The organism is Solwaraspora sp. WMMA2059 (assembly GCF_027497315.1).
GTDB lineage: Bacteria > Actinomycetota > Actinomycetes > Mycobacteriales > Micromonosporaceae > Micromonospora_E.
Genome location: NZ_CP114908.1, coordinates 2,228,838 through 2,241,439, shown reverse-complemented (window position 1 = coordinate 2,241,439; position 12,602 = coordinate 2,228,838). Strand labels below are relative to the sequence as shown.

Sequence of the window (12,602 nt, the reverse complement as noted above, 5' to 3'; positions counted from 1 at the left end):
CAGCTCAGTGATCTCGGCACGGGCCGATACCCGGTCGTTGGCCGATCAGCAGACCACCTGCGCTGCTGTGCCCGGGCGAGCAAGCGTGGTGAGATCAGGCGATGATGCGACCGCTGCTCGATACCGGACACCGGCTCTACGCCCGCCGGCTACGCGCCCAGCTCACCGCCGCCGAGCTGCCCCGCCACCTGGCAATGGTGATGGACGGCAACCGGCGGTGGGCCCGGCAGATGGGCTTCGACGACCCCAAGGTCGGGCACCGGCACGGTGCCGAGCACCTCGACCAGGTGCTGAGCTGGTGCGCCGAGATCGGCATCCAACACGTCACGGTGTTCGTCGCTTCCGTCGACAACGTCCGCAAGCGCGCCTCAGACGAGGTCGACAACCTGATGGGCATGATCGAGACCGTCGTCGCGGGTCGGCTGACCCGCGACGACAACATCTGGCAGCTGCACCTGGCCGGCCGGTTGGAGGTGCTGCCCGACTCGACCCGGCACGCGCTGAAGCTCGCCGAGGAGGCGACCCGGCAGCGGGAGACCAGCCACCACTTGACCGTGGCCATCGGCTACGACGGCCGAGAGGAGATCGTCAATGCCGTACGGTCGCTGTTGGAAGACCAGGCACGGCGCGGTGCGACCCTCGACGACATCGCGCAGCGGCTGACCGCCGACCAGATCGCCGCCCACCTGTACACCAGCGGGCAACCGGACCCGGATCTCGTCATCCGCACCAGCGGGGAACGCCGGGTGTCCGGCTTCCTGCTGTGGCAGGCGGCCCACTCCGAGCTGCACTTCTGCGATGTCTACTGGCCCGGCTTCCGCAAGATCGACCTACTGCGGGCGCTGCGTTCGTACGCCGATCGCAGGCGGAAAACCTGACGCCACCACCGGGTCGGGGCTCCAGGCAGGCCAGGCCGAAGTCCCGGCCGCGCTGCGCGCCGACCCCGCTGTACGGGGCCAGCCGCAGCAACCGGTCCACCGCTCCGACCAGGCTCGCCGGCCCGTCGCAGACGTAGCGGATCCGGCCGAGGAAGCCCGACACCGTACGCCCGTTGACCTTGACCACGTCGCTGGTGCCGTCGATGTCGCTCACCCACAGCGCGTCCCGGTCCGGCCGCTCCCCCGGCCCGCCGATGCCCGGCCCACCGACACCCGGGAGCGGCAGCACCAGCTCCGGCAGCCCGGCCGGCGCGCTCGCCCGCCACACCGCCCGCAGCCCGGCCACCACCGACCATGGGTCCGGCCACGGCGTGAACCCGTTGCCGCGCCGGAACGTCGTCGGGGTCAGGAACCGCAGCGACCACGACGCGTTGCCGGACGGCCGGCCCAGCTCCAGCCACGACACCCCGGCCACCTGCCGTGCGCCGGTGACCAACGCGCCGAGCTAACCACCGATCCGGATCACCGCCCCCGTCGCCGCCCCGGCCCGCAGCTTGTCGACCAGGGCGTCGTCGAGCAGGCCGACCTCGACCAGGGTGCCGGCCGGATGCGCCACCGGCAGGCTGACGCTGTACGCCTTCGCATGCGACCGGTGCGCCGCCTCGTCCACATCGAACCAGCGGGAAACCACCGCGTGGACGTGTTCGAGCCGCACCCCGGCCGTGTCGACCCCCGGCACCACGAACTGCCACCTGCTCGGCATCACGCACTCCCCTCTGCCCGGCGAACCCACCAACGTAGGCCAGCCGGTCCACCTTCGACAAGCCAGGATCGTCGTCGGGGGCGGGGGTCGAGACAAGATCAAGTGAAGGCCAGACACCTTAACCGGCGGTTGTCAGGTATCTGCCCTTCACTTGATCTTGCGCATGGTGCGGGCGGGCTGGTCGGTCAGGCGGGTTGGTCGAGGCGGGCCAGGTGTCCGGCCGACAGTTCGAGGTCGGCGGCGGCGGCCGAGTCACGGATCGTCTCCGGGCGCGACGCTCCGGGGATCGGGACCACGACCGGCGCCTTCGCCAGCAGCCAGGCCAGGCAGACCTGCTGCGGACTCACCCCGTACTCCTGCGCGACCTCAGCGAACGCCGCGAACCGCGACCCCAGGTCGGCGGCGCTGGCGATGCCGCCGAGCGGGCTCCAAGGCAGGAAGGCGATGCCCAGCTCGGCGCAGAGCGTCAGCTCCGGCTCGCTGGAACGGAAGGCCGGGGAGAACTGATTCTGTACGCTGACCAGCCGGCCGCCGAGGATGTCGTTGGCGAGCCGGATCTGCTCCGGGTCGGCGTTGGAGATGCCGGCGAGCCGGATCTTCCCGGCGTCGAGCAGGTCCCGGATGGCGCCCATCGAGTCCGCGTACGGCACGGTGGGGTCGGGCCGGTGGAACTGGTAGAGGCCGATCGCCTCGACGCCGAGCCGTTTCAGCGACGCCTCGCAGGCGCTCTTCAGGTAGTCGGGCGAGCCGTTCTTGGTCCACGAGCCGTCGCCGGGTCGCAGGTGGCCGCCCTTGGTGGCGATCAGCACGTCGGACGTGTCACCGCCGAAGGTCGCCACGGCGTGGGCGATCAACGACTCGTTGTGGCCGACGTCGTCGGCGTACAGGTGATAGGCGTCGGCGGTGTCGATCAGGGTGACACCGGCGTCCAGCGCGGCGTGGATCGTGGCGATCGACCTCTGCTCGTCGGGCCGGCCCTCGATGGACATCGGCATGCCGCCGAGGCCGATCGCCCCGACGGCGACGTCACCGATGTGACGGGTGTGCATGAAGTCTCCTCTACGGGATGGTCCGTGGGCGCGGTTGTCGTACCCCACGCGCCCGGGTTCCACCCTCTTACCCTGCGGTTAAGCTGTCCAACAGAAGGATCCGATCCCGGCGATCAGTTTTGGTGATGAATCGTGGAGCTGCGTCAGCTCGAGTACTTCGTGGCGGTCGCCGAGGAGCGGCACTTCACCCGGGCCGCCGAGCGGATGCACGTCGCGCAGTCCGGCCTGTCGGCGTCCATCCGCTCGCTGGAACGGGAGCTGGGGGCCAGCCTGTTCGTCCGCAACACCCGAAGCGTCGAGCTGACCAACGAGGGGCGGGCGCTGCTCTCCGAGGCCCGACATGCCCTGTCCAACGTCGCCGCCGCCAAGGACGCGGTGGCCGCGGTTCGAGGGCTGCTGCGCGGCCGGCTGGCGGTCGGCACCCTGCAGTGTCTGGGCGCGGTCGACCTGCCGGCGGTGCTGGCCCGGTTCCACGCCGCCCATCCTGGCGTCGAGATCCGGCTCCGGCAGGGCGGTTCGGCGGACCTGGTCGAGCGGGTCCGCACCGGCGACCTCGATCTCGCCTTCGTGTCGATGCCGGCCAGCTCGCCGACCGGTGTGACACTGGCCCCGATCCGCACCGAGCCGATGGTGCTGGCCTGCGGGCCGGACCATCCGCTGCGCGAACGTGCCGAGGTCGACCTGGGCGAGCTTGCCGGTGAGACCTTCGTCGACTTCTCCCCGGGCTGGATAAGCCGGGACGTCGTCGACCAGGCGATGGCCGTCGCCGGTGTCGATCGCCGGGTCGCCTTCGAGGTCAACGACGTGCACTGGCTGCTCGACCTGGTCAGCCACGGGCTGGGCGTCGCCGTCGTACCGCAGTTTTTCACCACCAAGCGGACCGCCGCGCGCTTCGCGCCGATCACCGACCCGCCATGCTGGAACGTCGCGGTGGCGACCGCGAGCGGCCGGCACCCGAGCACCGCCGCGACCGCGCTGATGTCCCTGGACGGTCTCCGCCCCCGATCCTGACGACGACGGCGGTTCCCTCGACTTCGCGCAGCAAACGTTCCGGGCTCGGAAGCCCCAGCCTCCGTCGCATACTGTCGGTCGTGGAAGCCACGAAACCGACATTTTCGGTCATGCCCGCCGCGCCAGGCATGAAAGTCTCTCGCCTCGAGTTGTTCTACGACCTGGTCTTCGTGTTCGCCTTCATCCACGTGACCACTGCCTCGGTCGAGGATCTGAAGCCGTTCGGACTGGTGGCGATCTTTCTGCTCCTGTCGGTGCTCTGGCTGGTCTGGTCCCGGTTCGCCCTGCTGGGGAACAATCTCCGGGCCGACTGGGGAATCATGCCGATCCACGGCTTCACCATCATGGCGATCGTCTTCATCTCCGTGGCGACGCTACCCGGCCTCGGCGACGAACCGCCGCAGGCACAGCCCGGCGTCCCGCAGGTCATTCCCGGCGAGTTCATCTTCCCCACCTGCTACCTGCTGATCTGGTTGCTGGAAGCCGCAGCGCTACGCGTCGCCGCGAGGACGCACCCCGAACTACTGGGCACCTGGTGGAGGGACACACCGGTGCTGGCCACCAGCACCGCGTTGCTGTTCGTCGCCGCGGCGGTACCGCTCCTGGGGTGGCCCAGCGAGGGCGTCGTCACGCTCCTTCTGCTCTGGACCCTCGGCGTCGGCGTCGCGTACCTGACCACCGTCCGCCTCGAACCGTTCGCCGTGGTCTCCGCCGGGCACTGGACTGAGCGGCATGCGCAGTTCATCCTCATCGGGTTCGGTGAGGCTCTGCTGTCGCTCGGGCTCGGCTCCGGCGCCTCGATCGGGGCGCCGGGCACCGTCCCGGTGATCACCGCGACGCTGCTCGGCATCGCCCTGATCTGCGCCATGTGGTGGGCGTACTTCGACGCCCGGTCGTACGCCGCCGAGCAGGTGCTGCACCACACTCACGGGGTACGCCGCGACCGGCTCGCCCGCGACGCCTACACCCTGCTGCATCTGCCCATGCTGTTCGGCATCATCCTGCTCTCCCTCGGGTTGAAGCAGACGTTGGCCTTCCTGGCCGGGGCGTCGTCGACCGGTGATGACGCCCCGCTCGAGTCGATCCACCTGCGTGCGCTGTACGGCGGGGTCCTGCTCTACCTGGTGGCGTTGTCGGCCTTCCAGTTACGGACCGTCCGTAGCGTCACCGCCAGCCTGGCCGTACCCGCCCTGCTGCTCGCCGCGCTGCTGCCGGTGGTCGACCGGATCCCGGCGTTCGCGGCGCTGCTGCTTCTCACCGTAATCACCGTCACCGGGGTCGCCGCCGACAGCCGGCGGTCCGGGGTCTGGCGGCACCACCTGCGCGAACACCGGCTCGCCGAGCAGCAGGCCCTGGAACGGGAGGAGAGTGACTGGCGGCGCCGCCACGGATGACGGACGTAACCCGCAAGTGCGGCGCACACGTGGCCATACTCTCACCGACAGTGACCCTGCTGTCCGCCGGCGATGGTACGGATGACGCCGACCATGTCGAGGTCCCCATCGCCGCGGCTGACCGCGTCGGCGTAGAGCGCCAGGCACAGCTCGCTGAGCGGGACGCCTGCCCCCACTGCGGCGGCCGCGTCCACAATGAGCTCGGCGTTCATCTGCACATCGGCGATGGCCGCCTGCGCGGAGAGGTCGTCGGCGACCAGCTTCGCGGTCTTGACCCGGGAGATCGCCGAGGACATCTGACCCGCGTCGAGGACGCCGCGTAGCAGGTCCCGGTCGAGACCGTGCCGGTCGGCGAAGTGGAACGCCTCGGCGAGGCCGGCCACGAGGGCGATCAGGAACACGTTGGCGGCGAGCTTCATCGTGATCCCGGACGGCACCGGCCCGCAGGTGGTGATCTGCGCGCACAGCGGGTCGAGCAGCGCGACGGTGCGCCGGACGACGTCGGGGCGGCCCGCCACCATCGCGACCAGTTTGCCGTCCTCCGCCGGGCGGCGGGAGCCGGAGACCGGGGCTTCGACGTAGTGTCCGCCAGCGCTTTCGACCTCGTCGGCCAGCGCCTTGGAGTACTCGGGGGGAAGTGTTCCCATGTTGACGATCGTGCGTCCGGCGACGAGGTGGGCGAGTCCGCCGGGGACGTCACGGAGGACCTGGTCGACGGCGTCCGCGTTACGCAGCATCACGATGACCGTGTCGCACTGCGCGAACACCTCCGGGACGTTCGCGGCGGTACGGGCGCCGGCCGCCTTGAGTTCGTCGTCGGACTTCGGGGTACGGCTCCACACGGTCAGCCCGACGCCGCTGCGGGCGAGCCGACGGGCCATGGGCAGCCCCATGATGCCCAGGCCGACGAACCCGACCCGACCCGGTGGGGCGCCGGCGCCGCCGCCGCGCAGCGGCTCGCCGGTCAGCGACTTGACGAACCAGTGGTGCGCGTACGGCTGGTCGTTGAACGGGGCGGCCTCGTCGTATCCGGCAGCCCGGTACAGGCCGATCGCCTCGGTGAGGGTCCGGTTGGTGTCCAGTCGTACGACGCCCGCCCCGAGCGACGCCGCAGCCTCTTCGGCCGCGGCGAGCAGCCGCCGTCCGATCCCCAGCCCGCGCAGCTCGGACGACACCCAGAGCCGGCGGATTTCCGCTGACGTGTCGTCGACCCTGGTGACGGCGACGCAGCCGACGGGGCGGTCCTTCAGCGTCGCGAGCAGGAACAGCCCGGACGGGGGACGCAGCGCGTCGTCGGTGGTGGGGACGGCCCGGTCCGGTCGGAACCCGCCGTCGAACCGGTCGTCGAGCGTGCGGCGGTGGCCGGGACCCGGTGTCAGGTGGGGCGACCCAGATCGAGCTGCGGGATCGTGAACTGCGCACCGAGCTGGAAGTAGATCGGCCACACATGCCGCGGCCAGCGGTACTGCCGGGCCGACCAGATGCCGAGCCCGACCGAGATCTCCTGCGGCAGCTGCGCGCCGAGCAGGACGATCGCCTCCGGAGCGGCGGCGGCCTGATCCGCCACCCACTGGGCCGCCGCCGCGACGATCGCCGGATAGTCCGCCCACCGGTGCTGGGTCTCGCCGGGCGGCGGCAGGTAACGCCACTCCCGTAGCTCCGTCGACATCGTCGCCGGCAGTCCCAGCCCGACCGCGTCGTGCAGCTCGAAGACGACCGGTTCGCGGCTGCCCGCCGCCGCGTCGTCGTGGGCGGCCCGTTCGGTGACGTCCACCGGCAGGCTCGGCAGCAGCCCGAACCGGTTGTGGTTGGTCCGCAGCACCAGCAGCAGCACCTCCGGCACCGGTTCCAACGCGGTCCCCGGCGCGATATCGGGCACCGGCTCCTGCCCGGCTACCGGGTCCGGCTGACCGTTGCGGCTGATCTGCAGCCGCACCTGGTGACGTCGCACGTTCAACTCGCCGAACAGCCCGTCGCCGGGACGCTCGATCTGCTGCTGGAACGAATGTCCGTCGTCCTGCAGCGGTCGTGCCCGCACCGGCCCCTGCCGGCCGAAGCTGTCCCGCTGGCGGACCCGCACCGCCCGGCCCCGGCTGAGCGCCGTCGTCCGCTGTCCGAACGCGACCGCCACCGGCCATGGTGCCCACACGAACAGCGACCGGTCCAACGCGGCGTCCCGGCCGTCCGGGTCGTGGTTGGCGACCTGGAAGTGCCGGACCACGGCGTCCATGTCACGCCCCCAGCGGGTCGCCTCCTCACCGTGCGGCCACACCGCCGTCCGATCGAAGCTGCGCAGCGGCGGCACCGGTCGGAACACCGCGAACTGGTCCCGTACGTCGCTCAGGAAGCCTTCCTTCTGCTCCGGGGTCCACTCGGCGGCCGTCTCGTTGACGACGTACGCGATGCCCCGGGTTTCCCGCAGCCGGTTGCGCCACCACCACAGCGTCGCACCGGCGGCGACCGCAGCCACCGCCACGCTGAGGAAGACGACCAGCCACCAGACTCGGTCCCGCCCCTGCGACCAGCCCTCGGCGGCCAGGTCCGGGACGATCCCGCCGGCTGCGCTGAACGCGGCGGTGCCGACGGTGAACAAGACGCCGATGAACCCGGTGCCGGCCGGACCCGCCAGCCACCTCGCGAAACGTGCCACATCCACGGTACGGCGGGCGCGTCGCGCCACGGTTGGCCGATTCCGTTCTACCTCAGACAAGGTCACCTCGCCGCTTTTCCACCGGTACGGTCAGCCGACCGTAACCACTTGACCGGCGTACGCAATCCCCCGGGCAGATCTTCCGGCGCCCACGGGGGCGGAAGATGGGCGAGATCACACCGGCCCGACCGGGTGACCGGTCGGGCCGGTAGCGACCGGAAGCGTCGCGGGCGCTCCGACGCCGGAGTGCGGAATCTACAGCGGCCAGAGGATCGTCGGCAGGCCGGTGCCGGTCACCACGAACCCGACGGCGACGGACTGTCCCGGCGCGAGCGATCCGTTCCAGCTTGTGTTGATCAGGGTGTAGTGCGGCGTACTGGTCGCGATCTGCGCATTCCATACGTTGGAGACGGTCGACCCCGCCGGCAGCGTGAAGGCCAACTCCCAGCCGGTGATCGGCACAGTGAAGTCGTTCGTGACGACAACCTCGGCGACATAACCGGTCGACCAGGAACTTGTCTGGGTAAATGTTGCCGTCGTCGCCTGCGCCGACGGCGCGAAGAACAATGTCGCGGAAACACCGATTGCCAGTGCCGCGACGAAGCCGAGCAGCTTCCGCATTGAGACCACCACCATCCGTTAGTCCTGCCAGGTGACATGACCATACGGCTTCACATAGCCATGCCTCAATGGCTCTTCTTGCAGCATAAAGCGATGCGCGAATCGCATGACAGACCGGGCCACCATAGGAAATATACGAGTTTCACCCGCGCATTCCGAAGGGCACCCAAAGCCCCGCCAGACCCGACAGCGCGACACGAGGCGGCTCGGACACCCCGCCGGACACCCCACCAGACACCCGGTCATCCCACCGGGAGGCTCGGTCAGCATCGGCTTCCAGGCCACCCACACCGGCAACAGCTCCTCACCCAGCGGGTTCACCCTTGACGGCGCGGCCTGCGGCTGAGCCTTCGGGAACCAACCTGAGCTGTACCCCGGCCGGCGACGCCGTCGCTGGCCGGCCGGGGTACAGCTCGGCGGCTGCCACGACGGACCTTTCCGGAGGTCGGACATGGACCGGTAATCGATCTAGCTTACTGTCAGCGCAGCGTCCACCCCGGGCCTCGCCCTTCGGCACCGGGTCGGGTCGCACTGACCGAAAGGGAATCGATGCGCTGGCCTCAGACATCACGACGGCGCCTGCTGTCCGCCGCCGTCCTCATAGCTCTGCCCGCCGCACTGGCCATGGCCCCGTCACCGGCCACCGGCAAGCCGCTACTGCCGCCCAGCGAGGCGGCATTCGGCACTGAACTGCTCGCCAAGGCCACCCCGGACGAATGCTTCGCCGGTATCGGCCTGCCCTACCCGGCCGGCCCGGCGTGCGAGTCCGGCCAGGCCAAGGTCAACCAGGCGTACGTGTGGTCGCTCGCCCAGGCCGACAACCGGCTGTGGTTCGGCACCGGGTCGAACGTCAACTGCATCGTCACCGGGGCGACGCTCTCCCTGCCGAATCCCCGGATGACCGACGACTACGTGTGCGAGTTCGCCGAGAGCCAGGTGGCGAAGGACAACCCGATCATGCCGGTTAGCGTCGGTGACCACCGGCAGCCCCGGGCGTACGTCTACGACCTGGCCTCCGGCGCGTTGACCGAGAAGACCAGCGACATCACCTCCGCGTCGCCCGACGATCTGTCCCGGCTGCGCCGCACCCTGGGTCTGCGGGCCGGCGGTACGCACCAGGGCGTGGTGCTGCTGGCCGGGCCGGCGCTCGGAGCCACGGTGAACATGTTCGCCTTCGACACGGTGACCGGCGACTATCTCGGCTCGGCCAACTTCACCCAGTACGGCAACATCCGCCACTTCCTGGTCGCCGACGACGTGCTGTACGCCGGGGTCGGTGTCGGACCCAACGGCCGCGACGGCGGGCACATCCTGCGCTGGGCCGGCGACCGGACCGACCCGTTCAACTTCGTCGAGGTCGGGCAGTTGCCGGCGCAGGTCGCCGACCTGGAGCTGCACGACGGCCGGGTCTTCGTCAGCACCTGGTCGGCCGCCGGCAGCGGGTCGGCCGGCGCGCGTACCGCCGACGGTCGGCGGACCGGCCGGATCGGGGTCACCGATGAGGCCGACCCCGGCGTCGCCGGGGTGTGGATGAGCCCTCCGCTGGCCGCCGCCGAACCCGGTCTGACCCCGGACGACACCGCTGGGTGGACGCAGGTCTGGAGTGCCGCCTCCTACGAGCCGGATCCGGTGATCGCCGGCTCGTACGGGCTCGGCGCGCTGGCCTCGTACCGTGGGTACCTTTACTGGGGCACGATGCACGTGCCGATGAAGTCGACCGCGATGGTGGCCGAGGCGTACCCGCCGGTCGACGAGCTGGCGGCCCGCACGACGCTGGAGCGGTCGCAGCGGGCGGTGAGCATCTTCCGGGGCAAGCGGTTCGGCACCGCGACGCAGCGGGTCGACCTGCTGTACGGCGAGGCGGTGCTGCCGGCGTACGACGCCAGCGCGAACGACGGCGCCGGTGCCTGGCGCTGGGCGCTCACCGGCTACCGGGCCAGGTACGGCCACATGGGGTTCGGCAACATCTACAACAACTACACCTGGACGATGGCGGTGTCCGGTGGCCGGCTGTTCGTCGGCACGATGGACTGGAGCTACCTCGCCAAGGACCTGCTGCCGCAGTCCGTAGCCGAGATGGGCTATCCGCAGGCGGCCGCCGCGTTGACCGACGGGCCTGACCCGATCACCATCGATCCGCAGCTGTACGGCGGTGACCTGTGGATGTTCGGCTCCAATCTGCGGCCGGCCACGGCGGTCGACACGCAGGGGCTGGGCGGCAACTACCTCAACTACGGCGTCCGCACGATGGTCGCCGACGGATCGACGCTGTACCTCGGCATGGCGAATCCGATGAACCTGCGGACCGATCCGACCGACGACGTGCCGGAGGGTGGCTGGGAGTTGATCAAGCTGACACCGACTGTCTCCTGACCACCGACTCGCTCCCCAGTGGGCACGCACGGCTCTCTACATCGGGCGGTGCGTGCCCACTCTTCGGGGAGCTACCTGACTGTTCGCTCATGCCGGACATACAACGGCAGTCGAGGTATGCGAATCGCGGAACAACCGACGGTGGAAGTGGAGCGCGTCGATGCGTCGCCCTAGGCTTTGGCGGTCTCGTCACCGTACCGGCGGAGGCTCCATGGTCAGCATCCGACGTCCGTTCGCCGCCACTGCCTTTGGAACCTCGGTGTACTGGTTCTCGCACGCGAACTGAGGGCGACCGGTGGCTGCCCCAACGACGCCGAATCCGACACCGCATCCCAGCACCGGACCCCGGCGCTCCCGGGCCTGACCCAGCAGGCCCGGTAGACAGGGACCAACGGCACGGCGGCTAGGATTTCGCCCGGCAGAACCACGCACACACCGACTGGGAGTTCACTTCGTGCACACTGCAATAAGGACCGCGCTGCTCGCGGGTGCCTCGGCAGCGGTCCTCGCCGTCACCGCGTGTGGCGGCTCATCAGCCACAACGGACGAAGGCGGCACCGAGACGTCCGGCGTACTGGCGCAGCTCGCCAGCGACGCCACCGGCTCGCTGCAGAAGACCGTGGAGACTACCACCAGCGCCAACTCGGCGGCGGTGACGATGACCGGCACCAGCGGTGGGGAACCGGTCGACGTCAGCGGCGTCATCAGCTTCGGCGACTCACCGGCCGCCGAGCTGACCCAGGTCGACCCCGAGGACGGCGAGATCACCGTACGGGTGATCGGCAGCGCGTTCTACGTGAGCATCCCCGAGGCCGAACAGGCATCGATGGACGGCAAGAAGTGGTTCAAGATGGACTTCGCTGCCCTCGGTGCGACCTCGGAGGACCTCGCTCAGCAGCTCGAAGGCCTGGACCCGGTGCAGAACGTCCGGACCCTGCTGGAGGGTGCGGAGGTCACCGTCGTCGGCGAGGAGACCATCGACGGCGTGCCGACCGTGCACTACACGTCGGTGACCCCGGTGGACAGCTACCTGGAGCAGTTCGAGGCCGAGATCCGCGAAGGCATCGAGGAGCAGCTCGCCACCGCCGAGGTCACCGAGGTCGCCGTCGACGTGTGGGTCGACGAGCAGTACCAGCCACGTCGGGTGAAGCTCGTCATGGGCACGATGTCCGACATGACGATGAACTACACCGACTACGGCAAGGCGGTCACCATCGAGGCACCGCCGGCCGCCGAGACGGCGGACTTCGCCGAGCTGATGCAGGACCTGCAGGACCTCGCCGACGAACTCGACGGCTGACCAGCGACGCACCAGCGACAGCGGCGGACCGACCGGGACGTGTCCCGGTCGGTCCGTCACTGTTTCGGCTACAGGCTCAGCGTCCAGCTGTCCAGGTAGCCGGTGTCAAGGCTGGCCGAGTCCTGCACCCGCAGCTTCCAGGTGCCGTTGGCCACCTCAACGGACAGGTCCCGGGTGTAGGTCTCGACAATGTTGTCGGTGCTGCTGCCGGACCGGCTGTGCAGCACGTTGATGCTGCCGTCCGGGGCGATCAGCGACACGGTCAGGTCACCGATCCAGGTGTGGTAGATGTTCACCTCGATGGTGCTGCTCGAGCTGGCGTTGCCGGAGCAGCCGGTGATGGTGATCGAGCTCTCCACCGTACTGTTGTCATTGATCGCGACGTCGGTCGAGTTGGTCTGCGAACAGCCCGGCGGGCCGTTGACGATGAGGGTGAACGGCGCCGACTGGGCCGTCTCCGGCCCGGTGCCCACCACGGTCAGCGGGAAGACGCCGGTGGCGATCCCGGTGGTGGTGGCGATGGTCAGCGTCGCCGACCCGCCGGAGGTGACCGACGACGGGCT

General features: G+C 69.9%; 13 protein-coding genes. 7 read left to right on the top strand and 6 right to left on the bottom strand.

Annotation, left to right across the window (positions count from 1 at the left end; all coding sequences use genetic code 11):
- The first annotated feature begins 101 nt into the window (after positions 1–101).
- Entirely contained in the window at positions 102–878 is a 777-nt protein-coding gene (uppS, locus tag O7553_RS10300) for a polyprenyl diphosphate synthase (protein ID WP_281554580.1), read from the top strand.
- A gap of 173 nt (positions 879–1,051) precedes the next feature.
- The gene (locus O7553_RS10295; RefSeq protein ID WP_281554579.1) at positions 1,052–1,387 is read left to right on the top strand and encodes a hypothetical protein; all 336 of its coding nucleotides are present in this window, start codon (positions 1,052–1,054) and stop codon (positions 1,385–1,387) included.
- On the opposite strand, the gene O7553_RS10290 is transcribed toward O7553_RS10295, so the two are convergent.
- Both O7553_RS10290 and O7553_RS10285 read right to left on the bottom strand, forming a co-directional pair.
- Entirely contained in the window at positions 1,384–1,641 is a 258-nt protein-coding gene (locus O7553_RS10290; RefSeq protein ID WP_281554578.1) for a hypothetical protein, read from the bottom strand. The genes O7553_RS10295 and O7553_RS10290 overlap by 4 nt on opposite strands.
- Positions 1,642–1,826: 185 nt before the next feature.
- Entirely contained in the window at positions 1,827–2,690 is an 864-nt protein-coding gene (locus tag O7553_RS10285) for an aldo/keto reductase (protein ID WP_281554577.1), read from the bottom strand.
- Positions 2,691–2,822: 132 nt separating this feature from the next.
- Between O7553_RS10285 and O7553_RS10280 the strand changes: the two genes are divergently transcribed.
- Entirely contained in the window at positions 2,823–3,701 is an 879-nt protein-coding gene (locus O7553_RS10280) for a LysR family transcriptional regulator (protein WP_281554576.1), read from the top strand.
- A gap of 110 nt (positions 3,702–3,811) precedes the next feature.
- Positions 3,812–5,095 (top strand): low temperature requirement protein A, encoded by a 1,284-nt coding sequence (locus O7553_RS10275; RefSeq protein WP_281554575.1) that lies wholly within the window; start codon positions 3,812–3,814, stop codon positions 5,093–5,095.
- A gap of 41 nt (positions 5,096–5,136) precedes the next feature.
- Here the strand turns inward: O7553_RS10275 and O7553_RS10270 are convergent, their stop codons facing one another.
- The 3 genes from O7553_RS10270 to O7553_RS10260 form a co-directional block, all read right to left on the bottom strand.
- The gene (locus tag O7553_RS10270) at positions 5,137–6,540 is read right to left on the bottom strand and encodes a GNAT family N-acetyltransferase (RefSeq protein WP_281554574.1); all 1,404 of its coding nucleotides are present in this window, start codon (positions 6,538–6,540) and stop codon (positions 5,137–5,139) included.
- Positions 6,471–7,745, bottom strand: coding sequence for a hypothetical protein (locus O7553_RS10265; protein WP_281554573.1), 1,275 nt, complete (start codon positions 7,743–7,745; stop codon positions 6,471–6,473). The genes O7553_RS10270 and O7553_RS10265 overlap by 70 nt, the downstream gene beginning before the upstream one ends.
- Before the next feature lie 255 nt (positions 7,746–8,000).
- Complete coding sequence (locus O7553_RS10260) at positions 8,001–8,366, bottom strand: cellulose binding domain-containing protein (RefSeq protein ID WP_281554572.1); 366 nt, start codon at positions 8,364–8,366, stop codon at positions 8,001–8,003.
- A 106-nt stretch (positions 8,367–8,472) separates the two neighbouring features.
- Between O7553_RS10260 and O7553_RS10255 the strand changes: the two genes are divergently transcribed.
- The 3 genes from O7553_RS10255 to O7553_RS10245 all read left to right on the top strand — a co-directional run bounded on the left by O7553_RS10255 (position 8,473) and on the right by O7553_RS10245 (position 12,039).
- A complete protein-coding gene (locus tag O7553_RS10255) occupies positions 8,473–8,712 on the top strand; it encodes a cellulose binding domain-containing protein (RefSeq protein WP_281554571.1) in 240 nt (79 codons plus the stop codon).
- Positions 8,713–8,990: 278 nt separating this feature from the next.
- On the top strand, positions 8,991–10,739 hold the full coding sequence (locus tag O7553_RS10250) for a hypothetical protein (protein WP_281554570.1): 1,749 nt from the start codon (positions 8,991–8,993) through the stop codon (positions 10,737–10,739).
- A gap of 454 nt (positions 10,740–11,193) precedes the next feature.
- A complete protein-coding gene (locus O7553_RS10245; RefSeq protein ID WP_281554569.1) occupies positions 11,194–12,039 on the top strand; it encodes an LppX_LprAFG lipoprotein in 846 nt (281 codons plus the stop codon).
- Between the two features lie 68 nt (positions 12,040–12,107).
- Here O7553_RS10245 and O7553_RS30160 read toward each other — a convergent pair whose 3' ends face one another.
- Complete coding sequence (locus O7553_RS30160; protein ID WP_348651201.1) at positions 12,108–12,299, bottom strand: proprotein convertase P-domain-containing protein; 192 nt, start codon at positions 12,297–12,299, stop codon at positions 12,108–12,110.
- Positions 12,300–12,602: the final 303 nt, after the last annotated feature.